At 43.6% G+C, this 15,269-nt stretch carries 16 protein-coding genes; 1 reads left to right on the top strand and 15 read right to left on the bottom strand.

The annotated features are described in order from the left end of the window. Positions 1-24: 24 nt before the first annotated feature. The 9 genes from SNAG_RS03060 to cdaA form a co-directional block, all read right to left on the bottom strand. Positions 25-630, bottom strand: a complete 606-nt coding sequence (locus SNAG_RS03060; RefSeq protein ID WP_096406413.1) for a hypothetical protein — start codon at positions 628-630, stop codon at positions 25-27. Then, positions 627-2,495, bottom strand: coding sequence for an ABC-F family ATP-binding cassette domain-containing protein (locus tag SNAG_RS03055; protein WP_096406411.1), 1,869 nt, complete (start codon positions 2,493-2,495; stop codon positions 627-629). The genes SNAG_RS03060 and SNAG_RS03055 overlap by 4 nt, the downstream gene beginning before the upstream one ends. Further along, the gene (locus tag SNAG_RS03050; RefSeq protein ID WP_096406408.1) at positions 2,492-3,691 is read right to left on the bottom strand and encodes a CCA tRNA nucleotidyltransferase; all 1,200 of its coding nucleotides are present in this window, start codon (positions 3,689-3,691) and stop codon (positions 2,492-2,494) included. The genes SNAG_RS03055 and SNAG_RS03050 overlap by 4 nt, the downstream gene beginning before the upstream one ends. Then, positions 3,688-4,455, bottom strand: a complete 768-nt coding sequence (gene dapB, locus SNAG_RS03045; protein WP_096406406.1) for a 4-hydroxy-tetrahydrodipicolinate reductase — start codon at positions 4,453-4,455, stop codon at positions 3,688-3,690. The genes SNAG_RS03050 and dapB overlap by 4 nt, the downstream gene beginning before the upstream one ends. Before the next feature lie 161 nt (positions 4,456-4,616). Further along, entirely contained in the window at positions 4,617-5,465 is an 849-nt protein-coding gene (locus tag SNAG_RS03040; RefSeq protein WP_096406403.1) for a DegV family protein, read from the bottom strand. 2 nt (positions 5,466-5,467) lie between these two features. Continuing rightward, positions 5,468-5,842 carry a DUF1149 family protein gene (locus tag SNAG_RS03035; RefSeq protein WP_001050092.1) on the bottom strand — a complete coding sequence of 125 codons (375 nt, stop codon included), beginning with the start codon at positions 5,840-5,842 and terminating at the stop codon, positions 5,468-5,470. 73 nt (positions 5,843-5,915) lie between these two features. Further along, entirely contained in the window at positions 5,916-7,268 is a 1,353-nt protein-coding gene (glmM, locus tag SNAG_RS03030) for a phosphoglucosamine mutase (RefSeq protein ID WP_096408824.1), read from the bottom strand. A gap of 30 nt (positions 7,269-7,298) precedes the next feature. Further along, a complete protein-coding gene (locus SNAG_RS03025; RefSeq protein ID WP_096406400.1) occupies positions 7,299-8,096 on the bottom strand; it encodes a CdaR family protein in 798 nt (265 codons plus the stop codon). Then, a complete protein-coding gene (gene cdaA, locus SNAG_RS03020; protein ID WP_096406397.1) occupies positions 8,083-8,940 on the bottom strand; it encodes a diadenylate cyclase CdaA in 858 nt (285 codons plus the stop codon). The genes SNAG_RS03025 and cdaA overlap by 14 nt, the downstream gene beginning before the upstream one ends. Positions 8,941-9,076: 136 nt before the next feature. Between cdaA and SNAG_RS03010 the strand changes: the two genes are divergently transcribed. Next, entirely contained in the window at positions 9,077-10,045 is a 969-nt protein-coding gene (locus SNAG_RS03010) for an NAD(P)/FAD-dependent oxidoreductase (protein ID WP_096406394.1), read from the top strand. A gap of 32 nt (positions 10,046-10,077) precedes the next feature. Here SNAG_RS03010 and whiA read toward each other — a convergent pair whose 3' ends face one another. Genes whiA through clpX form a run of 6 tightly spaced genes read right to left on the bottom strand, consistent with a single transcriptional unit; the run spans position 10,078 to position 15,120 of the window. Beyond that, complete coding sequence (gene whiA / locus SNAG_RS03005) at positions 10,078-10,989, bottom strand: DNA-binding protein WhiA (protein WP_096406391.1); 912 nt, start codon at positions 10,987-10,989, stop codon at positions 10,078-10,080. Further along, positions 10,986-11,963, bottom strand: coding sequence for a YvcK family protein (locus tag SNAG_RS03000; protein WP_096406389.1), 978 nt, complete (start codon positions 11,961-11,963; stop codon positions 10,986-10,988). Before SNAG_RS03000 ends, whiA begins: the two co-directional genes overlap by 4 nt. Continuing rightward, positions 11,960-12,850 (bottom strand): RNase adapter RapZ, encoded by an 891-nt coding sequence (gene rapZ, locus SNAG_RS02995; RefSeq protein WP_096406386.1) that lies wholly within the window; start codon positions 12,848-12,850, stop codon positions 11,960-11,962. Before rapZ ends, SNAG_RS03000 begins: the two co-directional genes overlap by 4 nt. 51 nt (positions 12,851-12,901) lie before the next feature. After that, positions 12,902-13,282 (bottom strand): RidA family protein, encoded by a 381-nt coding sequence (locus SNAG_RS02990; protein WP_001140420.1) that lies wholly within the window; start codon positions 13,280-13,282, stop codon positions 12,902-12,904. Between the two features lie 9 nt (positions 13,283-13,291). After that, positions 13,292-13,879, bottom strand: a complete 588-nt coding sequence (gene yihA / locus SNAG_RS02985; RefSeq protein WP_000405203.1) for a ribosome biogenesis GTP-binding protein YihA/YsxC — start codon at positions 13,877-13,879, stop codon at positions 13,292-13,294. Between the two features lie 8 nt (positions 13,880-13,887). Continuing rightward, positions 13,888-15,120 carry an ATP-dependent Clp protease ATP-binding subunit ClpX gene (gene clpX, locus SNAG_RS02980; RefSeq protein ID WP_096406382.1) on the bottom strand — a complete coding sequence of 411 codons (1,233 nt, stop codon included), beginning with the start codon at positions 15,118-15,120 and terminating at the stop codon, positions 13,888-13,890. Positions 15,121-15,269 lie beyond the last annotated feature (149 nt).

Here is a 15,269-nt window from a genome sequence, read left to right as displayed (position 1 = left end):
TCTTTAAACTAAACGGGCTTATAGCTATTTGGAAGATCTGGTTTTCGAAGCTTGTTTTGTCTGTTTTCTTGCTTGACGATTTTGTTCGATACGCCATTCTCTTTCATAGTACTTCATGGTCTCGTATACCCTTTCAGGAAGACCTACATCTAGTAGAAAGATAGGGATGATCAAATCTGCTGACGGATGAAAAGGGAAACACATTTTCTTAAGTAGGGCTAGAGGTGATTGGGATTTCGCATTTTCCTTGTTTTTAAAATCAACTTCAATCCGGTAGGAATCCCTATACTTCCCTCGAATCCGAGAGAAGGAAAATTCCTCTACATCAGCCCAAGCGTAGAAATGACTGGGTTTCTTTGGATTCGGTTTGTAGTAAAACCCCTTAACTGTACATCTCAAATATTCCTTATCGGAACTTAACAGTCTGTATGTCTGATAAATGACTACTCCAGCGCAAAAAAGTACAAGCAGCATTAACAAAAGACTTATCGTATGAAGTCCCGTCCCCTTTTCCGAATACGAATGGAGATAATAGAGAGGTAATAAGAAGAAAAGCACCGAAGCTAGGCCAAACAAGGCATTCCAAATGATTTTCTTGGGACTACGTTTAATGATTTTTTCTTCCATCATGCTAACTCACTTAGGTATTCATAGCGTTCGTATTTTTCAAGAAGTTCTTCGTTTTTCTCGTCTAGCTCTTTTTGGAGAGTAGCCAGTTTACCAAAATCGGAGCCATTTGCCTGCATCTCCTCTTCAATAGCAGCGATGCGATTTTCTAAGGCTTCAATATCGCCTTCAATGCTTGCCCACTCCTGCTTTTCTTGGTAGGTCATGCGTTTTTTGTCTTCACGGACCTTGACCACTTTCTCTTTTTCGACCTTTTGAACTTGACTTGCTGTTTCTGCTTCAAAAGCTTTTTCGTCAAGGTAATCAGTGTAATGGCCAAAGAAAGGACGAATCTTACCATCCCCAAAAGCGAGAATCTTAGTCGCTACCTTATCCAAGAAATAACGGTCGTGACTAACTGTCAAGACAGGACCTGAAAAGCCCTGCAAGAAATTTTCCAAGACTGTCAAGGTCGCAATATCCAAATCATTGGTCGGCTCGTCCAAGAGGAGAACATTTGGTTTCTCCAAGAGCAATTTGAGGAGATAAAGACGTTTTTTCTCGCCACCAGACAATTTCTCAATCAAGGTTCCATGCGTCGAACGTGGAAAGAGGAATTGCTCTAGCAACTCAGCGATGGAAGTTGTAGAACCACCGCTAGTCTTGACCTCTTCTGCTACTTCCTGCAGGTAATTGATGACCCGTTTGCTTTCATCTAAGCCTTCGATTTGTTGAGAGAAATAGGCGATACGAACGGTCTCCCCAATCACAACTTGCCCTGCTGTCGGCTCAAGACTTCCTGCGATGAGGTTAAGCAGGGTTGACTTTCCAACACCGTTGTCCCCAACGATACCGATACGGTCTTTGGCTTGCACCAAAAGGTTAAAATCTTTCAAAATAGGCTTGTTCTCATAGGCGAAGGAAACATCTTTAAACTCGATGACCTTCTTTCCAATTCGACTGGTCTCAAAGTTCATGGTTAAATCTGTTTCACTACTATTATCTGAAACTTCCTTTTTCAAGTCGTGGAAACGATTGATCCGAGCCTGTTGCTTGGTCGCACGCGCTTGCGGTTGTCTGCGCATCCAGGCCAGTTCTTGTTTGTAGAGTTGTTCTTTTTTATGAAGGAGAGCGGCATCGCGTTCATCCTGTTCGGCCTTGAGGCGGACATAGTCCTGGTAATTTCCCTGATACTCGGTCAAGCCTGCTCGGTCCAACTCGAAAATCCGCGTTGATAGTGCATCTAGGAAATAACGATCGTGGGTGATAAAGAGAACGGTCTTCTTGGAATTTTTCAAAAAAAGAGTCAGCCACTCAATGGTCGCAATGTCCAGGTGGTTGGTTGGCTCGTCCAGAAGCAAGAGGTCGTGGTTTCCTAGGAGAACTTGCGCCAACTGAACCCGTCTTCTTAGACCACCTGACAATTCACCAACTGGAGTCGACAAGTCCTGAATACCTAGCTTACTGAGGACCGTCTTGACCTGACTTTCGATTTCCCAGGCTTGGAGAGAATCCATCTCTGCCATGACCTGTTCCAAACGAGCCTGCTTGTCCTCACTGTAGTTGAGCATGATTAACTCATACTCACGAATCAACTGGATTTCCTTGAGGTCGCTGGATAGAACCGTATCCAAGACTGTCTTGCTATCATCAAAATCTGGATCCTGAGTCAAGTAGCCAATCTGGTAATCATTTTTAGCTGAAAAAGGACTGACATCCCCATCAAAGCCTGAAACACCTGATAAAACATCTAAAAGGGTGGTCTTACCCGTGCCATTGACACCAATGAGACCGATTCTATCCAAATCATGGATGATAAAGGAAATATCCTTAAAAACGGTCTTGTCACCGACGGATTTACTTAGTTTTTCAACGATAAAATCACTCATTTTTTCTCCCTCAGGTAAGTATGAATGGCATCACGGTCATTCTCCAAGTCACCATCGACAATGGCAAACTCAATCTCAGTTAAAATATCTCCCAAATCTGGACCTGGCTGGTAACCATATTCCTTGATTAAAATACCACCGTTAATCTGGATTTCTTTCTTGTCATGAATAGTCAAACTCTGGTAAGTTTCTGTGATAAGTTGGGGGTTGACCTCTTTTCCTTGGGCTTGACGAAGACGTTCAGCTTGTAAAAGGGAATCCAAGTCAAAGCGGTAACAATCACGCTTGCTCAATTCTCCCTTTTCACGCAAAGCCAAAATAGTCAGCAAATCCTGTACTTGCTTTGTAAATTGGCGTGAGGTCTTCCAATGCTTCAAAAATGGTTGAGCATCCTCAATTTCCAGTACCCACAAGAGAGCCGCCCAGGCTTGTTCAGAAGACTCAAAGGTGAAATTCGCCTCTAAATCAAACAATTTTTGGAGCTTTTCTCGACTATCTGCCATATCAGGGAGGTAATCATAAGCTTGACTCTCAATCATGGAAAACAAGCCAACACGCCAAAAAGGTGCAAGCAAGAGTTTGTCAAATTCAACAAAGGTACGCTCCACAGAGATTTTCTCCAAGAGCGGAGTCAAGGATTTCATGGCTTCAAATGTTTCTCGCTCAAGTTCAAAACCAAGACTGGCCTGAAAACGAAAACCACGCATGATACGCAAAGCATCTTCATTGAAGCGCTCACTGGCTATACCGACAGCTCGCAAGACTTGATTTTCCAGATCTTTGAGACCATGGAACAAATCGATGATTTCGCCTGTCTCATCCAAAGCAAAGGCATTAACTGTGAAATCACGGCGCTTGAGGTCCTCTTCTAGCGAGCGCACAAAGGAAACTGCACTGGGTCTGCGATAGTCTACATAGACATCCTCTGTCCGAAAGGTGGTTACCTCATACTCCTCGTCACCATCTAAAACCAAGACAGTTCCGTGCTCGATTCCGATATCAGCTGTTCGCGGAAAAATCTGCTTGGTTTCCTCTGGATAGGATGAAGTCGCAATATCCACATCATGGATGGGACGATGGAGAATGGCATCTCTGACAGAGCCTCCAACAAAATAGGCTTCAAAACCTGCTTCTTTAATTTTTTCTAATACTGGTAAAGCCTTCTGAAATTCAGAAGGCATTTGTGTTAATCTCATAATAAGTGTTCTAATCCATAAACAAGCTCATGACGCTTGACAACTTCTTTGATTCCCAAATTGACCCCTGTCATGAAGGAGCTGCGATCATAGGAGTCATGACGGAGTGTCAATCCCTCTCCCTGATTGCCGAAGATGACTTCCTGATGGGCTACCAATCCTGGTAGACGGACTGAGTGGATTCGCATGCCATCAAAATTAGCACCACGTGCACCCGCAATCAATTCCTCCTCATCGGGCGCACCTTGCTGGATAGACTCCCGAACTTCAGCCATCAACTCAGCTGTTTTGATGGCTGTTCCACTCGGAGCATCTTTTTTCTTGTCATGATGGAGCTCGATAATCTCCACATTTGGGAAATATTTGGCAGCCTGGGACGCAAATTGCATAAGTAAGACAGCTCCCAAGGCAAAGTTAGGGGCAATCAAGCCACCCATATTTTGCTTACGGGAAAATTCTTTTAGTTCTGTAATTTCTTCACTAGTGAAACCGGTTGTTCCTACGACAGGAGCAAAGCCATTTTCAAGAGCAAAGCGTGTATTTTCGTAGGCAACAGCTGGTGTGGTGAAATCCACCCAGACATCCGCTTCAAACCCAACCAAGTCAACCTTATCATTGAAGACAGGAATTCCCTGCCACTCTGACTCAGACTCAAACGGATCCAAAACTGCGACCAAGTCCAAGTCTAGATCAGCCAAGACCATCTGACAAGCAGCCTGGCCCATCTTTCCCTTAAAACCGGCAATAATTACTCGAATACTCATCTCTACTCCTGTCTAAGATACAAAGTCTGCAAGAACACAAAGTGAAAATAGGAGTTCTGATCAAGGAGTGTCTACTCCTTGATCAGAACTATCTTTTTCACACAGTGTTCCAGGCGTGTTCAATTATCAAGATACAAAGGACGTTAGCTGCCCAGAGCATTCTAGACAACTGGCGTATAGCTCAAGGCAATACTGCCTTCTCCAAGGTGGGTCCCAATGACACTACCAAAGCTGACAATTGGAATCTCAGAATTCACACCACTCTCAATCAAGAGTTGGCGCAAATCTGCCGCCTTTTGAGGAGCATTCCCATGAATGACTGTAATACGGTAGTCCCCATCTTTTGTCAACTCTTTGATGATTTCCACCAAACGTTTGGTTGCTTTTTTCTCTGTACGAACTTTTTCGTAAACTTCAATCACACCTTGGTCATTGAAGTAAAGAATGGGCTTGATACTGAGAAGATTTCCTAGGATGGCAGCCCCATTTGATAGACGTCCTCCCTTAACCAAGTGATCAAGGTCATCTACTATGATAAAGGCTGAGTTATCAGCGATTTGGATAGCCAATTTCTCCTGAATCTGAGTAAAATCATCACCCTGTTCTGCCCATTCAAAGGCACTCTCTACCATAAATCCTAGAGGGGAGCTTGTGATATGGGTATCAGGAAAGGCAATGGTCAAACCTTCATACTCGTCTAACATATATTGGATATTCTGATAAAAACCTGAAATCCCTGACGAAAGAAAGAGTCCCAAGACATGGGTATAGCCCTCTTCTTTCAAGGAACTTAGAATCTCATCCAATTTAGCAATACTTGGTTGACTGGTCTTAGGCAATTCAGCAGACTGAGCCATTTTTTGATAAAATTCCTCAGCAGTCAGATTGACACCTTCGACATACTCTTCCCCATCAATATTGACAGGAATATCCAAGATAAATAGATTCTCTCTTTGCAGCGTCTTCTCCTCTAAATAGGCGGAAGAATCTGTAATGACAGCTAATTTCATGACTAAAACTCCAAATTGATCCCTGGAAGATCCAAGGCGATTTCTGTTACTTCATACGTCAAACGGTTGAGCATGTTCAAGCATGGACGTGCCAAGGTTTCAACTTCTTCTTGGTTAAATTCGCTTGGTTCGTTAACAATACGACCTTCCACATGGTTCACTTGGGAAATTGTTCCGCTGATGACAAATTTGTCAAAGACAATCATGAAACTCAAGATAACAACTAGCGAAGTTACTTGGTTTTCTTGGTCGTGTTGGAGTAACTGAAAGTTCACGTCTACCTTGGTTTCAGGAGCGCCATTTTCATTTTCCCATTCAAAGTTACGAGCATCAAAGTGATACTGGCTAACAAATTCTTGTTCTCTTTTAAGATTCATTTTTCTCTCCCTTTGCTACAATTTACTATGCAATTGTACCACATTTTTATCATTTCATCTAGTTTTCTAGGCTTTAGTCAATTCCGATTTCATCTTTAACCACAGCAGCAATCGTATCTACATAGTAGTTGACTTCTTCTGTTGTTGGTGCTTCTGCCATGACACGCAAGAGGGGTTCTGTTCCACTTGGGCGGACAAGGATACGACCGTTGCCTGCCATCTCTTCTTCCATCTTTTCGATGATTGCTTTGATAGCTGGTACTTCCATGGCTTTTTCTTTCATGGCATTTTCCACTCGGATATTGACCAGTTTTTGTGGGTAAATCGTCACTTCTGATGCCAGTTGAGACAAACTCTTACCTGTTTCTTTCATGATTTTGGTCAATTGGACAGCTGATAATTGACCATCACCAGTTGTATTGTAATCCATCAAGATAACGTGACCAGACTGTTCACCACCTAGGTTGTAGCCTGATTTTCTCATTTCTTCGACAACATAGCGATCTCCAACTGCAGTGACTGCTTTGTTAATGCCAGCACTATCCAAAGCCTTATGGAAGCCAAGGTTAGACATAACCGTTGTCACAATGGTGTTTTGAGCCAACTGTCCTTTTTCAGAAAGATATTTCCCGATGATGTACATGATCTTATCACCATCAACGATGTCACTATTTTCATCAACAGCAATCAAGCGGTCACTGTCTCCGTCAAAGGCCAAACCAATAGCTGACTGGCTTTCTTTGACCACTTCTTGAAGAGCTTCTGGATGTGTAGAACCCACATTCAAGTTGATATTCAGACCATCTGGTGTCTCACCGATAACTGTTAACTGAGCACCTAAATCAGCAAAAATCTGACGAGCACTCGTAGCTGCTGCACCGTTGGCTGTATCCAAGGCCACTTTCATCCCTTCGAGAGGCGCTCCAGTTGAAACAAGGTAGCCTTCATACTTACGTAAGCCTTCTGGATAGTCCACTAAGGTTCCCAATCCTTCGGCACTTGGACGAGGAAGTGTGTCTTCGGCAGCGTCCAACAAGGCTTCGATTTCTGCTTCTTTTTCGTCATCAAGTTTGAAGCCATCCCCACCAAAGAACTTAATTCCATTATCAAGGGCTGGGTTGTGACTAGCGGAAATCATGACACCCGCACTAGCTCCCTCAGTTTTAACCAAATAAGCTACTGCTGGTGTTGCAAGAACACCGAGTTTGTAGACGTGAATTCCTACTGATAGAAGACCTGCCACCAAGGCAGATTCTAGCATTTCTCCTGAGATACGTGTATCACGTCCTACAAAGACTTTAGGGGCTTCCGTTTCATGTTGGCTAAGAACATAACCACCAAAACGTCCCAATTTAAAGGCTAATTCTGGCGTCAGTTCTACGTTTGCTTCTCCACGGACTCCATCGGTTCCAAAATATTTACCCATTTTGTTAATCATCCTTTTCTACTTTTTTATTTATTCTTGTTTAGACGAGTCTGGTTTTGTTTCTGAACTCGTTGAAGACGAGCTGCTAGTCGAGGACCCTGTTGACGAGGTCATTGACGAAGAACTCGAGCTAGACGATACTGTTTTGGTTGTAATTTTCATTGTAGTGTCAAATGGCATAATGACGCTTGGTAGGACATTCCCATTTTTGTCAACTGCTTGTAGTGGAACAGAGGCCGAGTAGTTACCTGTTATCCGTTCACTCGTCGGCAAGATGGCAATAACTCGATCCACTCTAGAGAGAGTCTCCTCGTCACTAATAACCGTTACTTTTTCATCAGACACAGTGACTGTATCAATTTTGACACGAGAATCAATCTGGCTAGGGTCAATCTCCGGCACAACAATTACATTATCACGTTTTGCTTTTTTACCAACCTTCACTGTTATTTTTTGCGGAGTTGCAACAGCCGTCAAACCACTCGGTAAATTTTCAATGGTTAGAGGAACTTCGATGGTTCCTACACTGACATTGGTTAAGTCAGCTTTGACCTTGAATTTCCGAGTGCTTTCCTGCATCTCACTCGCCAAAGCAACTCTGTTTGACCCAGTCAGAAAGACGGTCACTTCAGATGTAAAACCACTAATAAAGTACTGATCACTGTCATACTGAATATCGATTGGGACATTAAGAACCGTATTGGTATAGGTTTCTGTCCGCACTTGTCTGGCACTGTTGCTATTCTGGTAGTTTGTAGAAGTCGCGTAGATAAAGAGGATGCAGGCGAAAAAGAAGGAAGAAATGATATAAAGACTATTTTTTCTCATGTTTCAATCCTCCTAGCAGACGCTCTTTCAGACCTTGTTTTTCCTCTGATGTTGGAAGCAGGATTCTTCTCAATTCAGCTTCAAACTCTTCCAAGGTCAAATCATGCTTAAAGACTCCATTATAGGTGATTGAGATTCCGCCTGTTTCCTCTGAAACCACAAAGGTAAGAGCATCCGATACTTCTGACAAACCAATCGCCGCCCTATGACGTGTTCCAAACTCCTTGGAAATTCCTGTATTTTCAGTCAGGGGTAGGTAGGCTGAAGTTACGGCAATCCGGTCTTCTCTGACAATGACCGCACCATCGTGTAAGGGAGTATTAGGGATAAAGATATTAATCAATAACTCAGAGGAAATCTTAGCATCTAGAGGAATCCCAGTTGAGATATATTCCTGCAGGGTTCTTACTCGCTGAACAGCAACCAGAGCACCAATCTTACGCGGGCTCATGTACTCGACTGATTTGACAAAGGCACGAACCATTTGCTCTTCCGCACTAATAGGAGCATTGTAGAAGAAATCCGTAGCCCGACCCAATCGTTCCAAACCAGTCCGAATCTCTGGTGAAAAAATAACTACCGCTGCAATGACCCCGTAGGTGATGATCTGATTGATCAACCAGGAAATGGTCGTCAAACCAATCATATTGGACAGAATCTGACCTAAAATAAAGACCAAGACTCCCCGCACCAATATCATGATTTTGGTCCCTGCAATCGCTTTGGTAAAATGATATAAAATATAAGTCACAATGAGAATATCAATCAGATTGATGACTATCGTCCAAGGACTTGAAAACAAACTCGTCCAGTATTGTAAATTGGATAATTGTTGAAAATTCATCCCTGGCCTCCTCCCCGTCAAAACACTTTCTGTACCATTATACCATTTTTTGCCTATTTTTTCCCTATCCTACTTCATTTTAAATTAAGCAAAATTATGATAAAATAAACTGACTAGAAAAAACGAAGGAGAAATCATGTCTCAACTCTATGATATTACCATTGTAGGTGGCGGTCCTGTTGGGCTCTTTGCTGCCTTTTACGCCCACCTACGCCAAGCCAAAGTCAAAATCATTGACTCTCTTCCCCAGCTCGGTGGTCAACCAGCCATCCTCTATCCTGAGAAGCAAATCCTTGATGTGCCAGGTTTTCCAAACTTAACCGGAGAAGAGTTGACCAATCGCTTGATTGAACAGCTAAACGGCTTTGAAACACCTGTTCACCTCAACGAAACTGTTCTTGAAATAGTGAAACAAGATGAAGGTTTTACCATCACAACCAACAAGGGAAGCCACCTGACCAAAACAGTCATCATTGCCATGGGTGGTGGCGCCTTTAAACCGCGTCCGCTCGAACTAGATGGTGTCGAAAACTATGAAAATATCCACTACCACGTTGCCAATATCCAGCAATACGCTGGTAAGAAAGTGACCATCCTTGGTGGAGGGGACTCAGCAGTTGACTGGGCATTGGCTTTCGAAAAAATTGCCCCAACTACTCTCGTTCACCGTCGAGATAACTTCCGCGCCTTGGAACACAGTGTGCAAGCCCTGCAAGCATCATCTGTGACTATCAAGACACCATTCGTTCCTAGCCAACTCCTTGGAGATGGAAAAACACTTGATAAACTGGAAATTACAAAAGTCAAATCGGATGAAGCCGAAACGATTGAGGTAGACCACCTCTTTGTCAACTACGGCTTCAAGTCTTCTGTCGGAAATCTTAAAAACTGGGGTCTAGATCTCAACCGTCATAAGATTATCGTCAATAGCAAACAAGAATCTAGCCAAGCAGGTATCTATGCTATCGGAGACTGCTGCTACTACGAAGGAAAGATTGATTTGATTGCCACAGGACTTGGAGAAGCACCTACAGCTGTGAACAATGCTATCAACTACATCGACCCTGACCAAAAAGTACAACCCAAACACTCAACCAGTTTATAAGAAAAGAACCACGGATTTACTAATCCGTGGTTTTATAGCTCTTCTGCAATCTTGTTTATTTTTCTCAGTCTGTGATTGACACCACTCTTGGTCAGGGGATTGCTGAGGCTATCTGCCAACTGCTGGATAGAGTAGTCTGGGTGCTGGATTCGCAACTGAGCCACCTCTTGCAAATCCACGGGTAAATTTTCCAAGCCCATTCGATCTTTGATTTTACTGATATTATTGATGGTTTTCATGCTGGCAGAAACTGTTCGAGCGATATTAGCTGTCTCGGCATTATTGGCTCGATTGAGATCGTTACGTGTTTCACGCAAAATCTTGACGCGCTCAAAATTATCACGCGCCTGCATGGCCCCAATCACAATCAAGAAATCCATGATGTCCTCTGCACGCTGGAGATAGGTAACTGCACCTTTCTTTCGCTCAATAACCTTGGCATCCAGTAAGAATTGCTGGAGGAGAGAGGCCAGTCCTTGGGCGTGGTCCAGATAAACAGAACTGATCTCCAGCTGGTATTTGCCAGACTCAGGATCACGGATACTTCCATTTGCCAGAAAGGCCCCACATAAATAAGCACGACCTGCTTCTTCATCTGCTAAAATATCAGGATCGATGCCCGTCTCCAAACCAAAGAAGGAATCCGCAAGCCGCAAATCAGCTAAAAGCTCCTGTACCCTCTCATCAGTGTAGACCGTATAGACACGGTTCTTGCGAAGATTGCTTCTCTGATGGTGACGAATCTCTGACTTGATTTCATAAAAATGGAGAAAGGACTCATAAAGGTGCCGAGCTAACTTGGCATTTTCAGTCACAACAGACAGGGTCAAGCCCGAAGTTGAGAGACCAATACTACCTGACATCTTGATGATGGCTGATAATTCATGACGACTGAGATGGTGCTGACCAAGAATTTCTTCTTTTACTGCAACTGTAAAACTCATTTTCGCACCTGTATAATTCGCATCAATTCATCCACAATCAAATCGCCATCATGGAAGGCTCCTCCATTTTCCAAACGAAGGAAATTGGAAGAAATCACACGAGGAACCTGCTTGCAAAGACCAGCAAAATCATGCTCTACCTGTACCAAATATTCATCGAAACGGTTGGTATCCATGTATTCTCTAGGAACCTTTTCAATATTGACCAAGACCGTATCAATAAAAGGCCGACCTAGATGGCGATGGAGGACTTCCACATGGTCACTGTCTGAAAAGTGCTCTGTTTCCCCACGTTGGGTCATGATATTGCAGACATAGGCTATTTCTGCCTTGGTCTCCAAGAGTGCTTGTCCAATCTCTTCGATCACGATATTGGGTAAAATCGATGTAAAGAGGGAACCAGGACCCAAGACGATCATGTCACTCTCGAGAATAGTAGTGACTACTCGACGGCTGGCTTGGGGTGTTTCATCATCCAAGGTATTGGTCACATAGACATGGTCGATCATGCCTGGATGATCTGCAATATGGCTCTCACCCGCCACCTCAGAACCGTCTTTAAAGACTGCATGTAGCGTCAAAGGGTGGTCACTTGATGGGTAAATCTTCCCTGTTGTATGGAAAAAGAGACTTAGTAGCTGCATGGCATTGTAAGTAGATCCCTGCATTTCAGAAAGGCCTGCGATGATGAGATTCCCTAGGGGATGACCAGCAAAAGAGCCAGCCTCTTCTGAGAATCGGTACTGAAAAACCTTCTCATAAAACTTGGGCATATCCGACATGGCCACCAAAACATTACGAAGATCTCCAGGCGGTGTCAGTTGTTGGATATTCTTTCTTAACTCACCAGAAGATCCACCATCATCGGCGACTGTTACGATGGCTGCAATCTCAACATCCTTTTCCCGCAAACTTTTCAAAATGACGGGGATACCTGTTCCTCCACCAATCACCGTTATTTTAGGTTTTCTCATGAACGGTTTACCGTTTCCTTTCTTCGGTCTTTGTCACGATGGCTTTCATTGACAGGCCAGTTTTTAGCTAGGTCCTCTGCGATTCGCTTGGCAAAGGCAACACTACGGTGCTGTCCACCTGTACATCCCACTGCAATGGTCAAAACAGACTTGCCTTCTTTCTTGTAACTTGGCAAAATCGGCTCAATCAAGGCAAGCAAGTGCTGATAGAAACTTTCTGATTCTGCATGTTTCATGACATAGTTGTAGACAGGCTCATCCATCCCCGTTTGATTGCGCAGTTCTGGTAGGTAATAGGGATTTGGCAAGAAACGGACATCAAATACCAAGTCCGCATCGATAGGGATGCCGTACTTGAATCCAAAAGACATGACCTCGATACGGAAAGACTGGGCTTGTTCTTGGTCCGAAAATTGCTCAGCAATGGTTTTACGAAGTTCACGCGGGGTAAGTTCTGTCGTATCCACCACATTTTGGCTCATGTTTTTCAAAGGTGCCAAAAGTTCACGTTCCAGCTTAATCCCATCTAAAATTCGACCATCTGCTGCTAGAGGGTGACTCCGTCTGGTTTCCTTGTAACGGGCTACTAATTCCTTATCTTTGGCATCCAAAAAGAGGATTTTGAAATCCAAATCATCTTGATTTTCCAACTCATCCAAAACAGCTTGAATCTCTGAGAAGAAAGAACGGCTACGCATGTCCACTACCAAAGCCAGTTTGTGGTCATCATCTTTGGTTTCGACCAACTGTAAAAACTTTGGCAAGAGGGCTGGCGGCATGTTGTCAATGGTGAAATATCCTAAATCCTCGAAGGACTGAATGGCTACGGTTTTTCCTGCACCACTCATCCCTGTCACAATCACTAGGTGAAGTTGTTTTTTTGTCATCTATCTCTCCTTATATCAAAAGAAGTTTGGCAAAACCAAACTTCAACTAGCTTATCCAATCTCTGCGATGACTTCAATTTCGACTTTCACATCGCGAGGAAGACGAGCTACTTCCACAGCTGAACGAGCTGGGAATTCCTCTTTGAAGGCCGTTTGGTAAACCTCATTAAAAGGAACAAAGTCGTTCATATCGCTCAAGAAGCACGTTGTTTTGACAACGTGATCAAAGTCCGTTCCCGCTTCTGCCAAAATAGCACCAATGTTTTTCAAGACTTGTTCTGTCTGTTCTTGGATGGTCTCTCCTACAATCTCCCCAGTTTCAGGCGAAAGAGGAACTTGCCCACTCGCAAACAATAGATTGCCAACGATTTTCCCTTGAACATAAGGCCCGATTGCTTTTGGAGCCTTGTCTGTGTGAATTGTTTTTGCCATTTCTTTCCCTCACAATTTTTCTAATATTGCATCCCAAGCCTGATCCATCCCTGCCTTGCTGACTGATGAAAAGAGAATGAAGTCGTCACTTGGGTCAAAGTTTAATTTCTTTTTGATTGCTGATTCGTGCTTGTTCCACTTACCGCGAGGAATTTTGTCCGCCTTGGTCGCAACGATGATAACCGGAATCTCATAATACTTGAGAAATTCGTACATCTGCACATCATCTGCTGACGGGTCGTGACGGAGGTCCACCAAACTGACTACGGCACGTAGATTTTCACGAGTCGTTAGGTACTCCTCAATCATGCGCCCCCACTTTTCACGTTCTTTTTTGGAAACGCGGGCGTAGCCGTAACCTGGTACATCCACAAAACGCATCTTGTCATCAATGTTAAAAAAGTTAAGGAGCTGGGTTTTACCAGGTTTTCCAGATGTACGGGCCAGATTTTTGCGGTTGAGCATGGTGTTGATAAAGCTAGATTTGCCAACATTTGAACGCCCTGCTAGAGCAATCTCTGGCAGTTCATCCTGCGGATAGTGAGACTTATTGGCTGCACTGAGCAGGATCTCAGCATTATGTGTATTGATTTCCATAGTCACCTCTAGGCTGTTTCTAGGATGGGTTTTTCCGTTCCATCGACAGCTTCTTTTGTGATGCGGACCAATTTCACATTTTCCTGACTTGGCACTTCAAACATAACATCTAGCATGGTTTCTTCGATAATAGACCGAAGACCACGCGCCCCTGTCTTGCGTTCGATAGCCTTATTGGCGATTTCCTGAAGGGCTTCATCGTCAAATTCCAACTCAACATCATCATAAGAAAGCAAGGTTTGGTATTGTTTGACCAAGGCATTTCTTGGCTCCTTCAAGATGCGAACCAAGTCATCGACCGTCAATTGCTCAAGAGCAGCAAAGACAGGTAAGCGTCCAATCAACTCAGGGATAATACCGAATTTTTGAATGTCTTCTGCGATGATTTCTTGCATGTAGGAGCTGTTTTCGTCAATCGCCTTGTTATTTTGGCCAAAACCGATGACTTTTTCTCCCAGACGTTGTTTCACAATTTCTTCGATGCCATCAAAAGCACCACCCACGATGAAGAGGATATTCTTGGTATCTACCTGAATCATCTCTTGTTGCGGATGCTTGCGTCCACCTTGAGGCGGTACACTGGCTACAGTTCCCTCAATAATCTTGAGAAGAGCTTGTTGCACCCCTTCACCAGAAACGTCACGTGTGATAGACACGTTCTCGCTCTTCTTGGCAATCTTGTCAATTTCATCTACGTAGATAATCCCACGTTCTGCACGTTCGATGTTAAAGTCAGCAGCCTGCAAGAGTTTGAGGAGGATATTTTCTACGTCCTCACCCACATAACCAGCCTCAGTCAGAGCTGTCGCATCTGCAATAGCAAAAGGCACATTCAAGCTCTTAGCCAAAGTCTGAGCCAAGAAAGTTTTCCCAGAACCAGTTGGACCAATCATCAAGATGTTTGACTTCTGCAAATCCACATCTTCAGACTCTTCTCGCGTATCGTGGAAATTGATGCGTTTATAGTGATTGTAAACTGCTACTGCCAAGGCACGTTTGGCACGATCCTGACCGATCACATAGTGGTTTAAGATATTGAGGAGCTCGATTGGTTTTGGTACTTCAGACAAGTCTGCCAAAACTTCCTCGGCCAACTCCTCCCGAATAATTTCCTGGGCCAACTCCACACATTCATTACAGATAAAGGCGTTGTTCCCAGCGATTATTTTCTTTACTTCTTCTTGGCTTTTGCCACAAAATGAGCAATAAACTATCATATCATTTTTCCTATTTGTAGGCATGAGTTCCTTCCATTCTAATTTATCATTCTATCTAAAATAAGGTCATATAAAAAGCATGGACACTGTTTACCAGATTGGTAAAAGCATTCAACCAGAGTAAGGCAGACAGTCCATAGCGCTTCTTACGAAAAGCCTGTGCTCCAGTCAAA

Origin of the sequence: Streptococcus sp. NPS 308, from assembly GCF_002355895.1 — a bacterium.
Classification (GTDB): Bacteria; Bacillota; Bacilli; order Lactobacillales; family Streptococcaceae; genus Streptococcus.
This window is presented reverse-complemented; position numbering and strand designations above follow the sequence as displayed.

What these genes read in the sequence shown, in the direction of transcription:
- whiA (WP_096406391.1), bottom strand. Translation starts at nt 10,989, where the DNA reads ATGAGTTTTACAGTTGCAGTAAAAGAAGAAATTCTTGGTCAGCACCAT.
- rapZ (WP_096406386.1), bottom strand. Translation starts at nt 12,850, where the DNA reads ATGACAAAAAAACAACTTCACCTAGTGATTGTGACAGGGATGAGTGGT.
- SNAG_RS03055 (WP_096406411.1), bottom strand. Translation starts at nt 2,495, where the DNA reads ATGAGTGATTTTATCGTTGAAAAACTAAGTAAATCCGTCGGTGACAAG.
- SNAG_RS02990 (WP_001140420.1), bottom strand. Translation starts at nt 13,282, where the DNA reads ATGGCAAAAACAATTCACACAGACAAGGCTCCAAAAGCAATCGGGCCT.
- dapB (WP_096406406.1), bottom strand. Translation starts at nt 4,455, where the DNA reads ATGAGTATTCGAGTAATTATTGCCGGTTTTAAGGGAAAGATGGGCCAG.
- glmM (WP_096408824.1), bottom strand. Translation starts at nt 7,268, where the DNA reads ATGGGTAAATATTTTGGAACCGATGGAGTCCGTGGAGAAGCAAACGTA.
- cdaA (WP_096406397.1), bottom strand. Translation starts at nt 8,940, where the DNA reads ATGAATTTTCAACAATTATCCAATTTACAATACTGGACGAGTTTGTTT.
- yihA (WP_000405203.1), bottom strand. Translation starts at nt 13,879, where the DNA reads ATGGAAATCAATACACATAATGCTGAGATCCTGCTCAGTGCAGCCAAT.
- SNAG_RS03035 (WP_001050092.1), bottom strand. Translation starts at nt 5,842, where the DNA reads ATGAATCTTAAAAGAGAACAAGAATTTGTTAGCCAGTATCACTTTGAT.
- SNAG_RS03060 (WP_096406413.1), bottom strand. Translation starts at nt 630, where the DNA reads ATGATGGAAGAAAAAATCATTAAACGTAGTCCCAAGAAAATCATTTGG.
- clpX (WP_096406382.1), bottom strand. Translation starts at nt 15,120, where the DNA reads ATGCCTACAAATAGGAAAAATGATATGATAGTTTATTGCTCATTTTGT.
- SNAG_RS03025 (WP_096406400.1), bottom strand. Translation starts at nt 8,096, where the DNA reads ATGAGAAAAAATAGTCTTTATATCATTTCTTCCTTCTTTTTCGCCTGC.
- SNAG_RS03000 (WP_096406389.1), bottom strand. Translation starts at nt 11,963, where the DNA reads ATGAGAAAACCTAAAATAACGGTGATTGGTGGAGGAACAGGTATCCCC.
- SNAG_RS03040 (WP_096406403.1), bottom strand. Translation starts at nt 5,465, where the DNA reads ATGAAATTAGCTGTCATTACAGATTCTTCCGCCTATTTAGAGGAGAAG.
- SNAG_RS03050 (WP_096406408.1), bottom strand. Translation starts at nt 3,691, where the DNA reads ATGAGATTAACACAAATGCCTTCTGAATTTCAGAAGGCTTTACCAGTA.
- SNAG_RS03010 (WP_096406394.1), top strand. Translation starts at nt 9,077, where the DNA reads ATGTCTCAACTCTATGATATTACCATTGTAGGTGGCGGTCCTGTTGGG.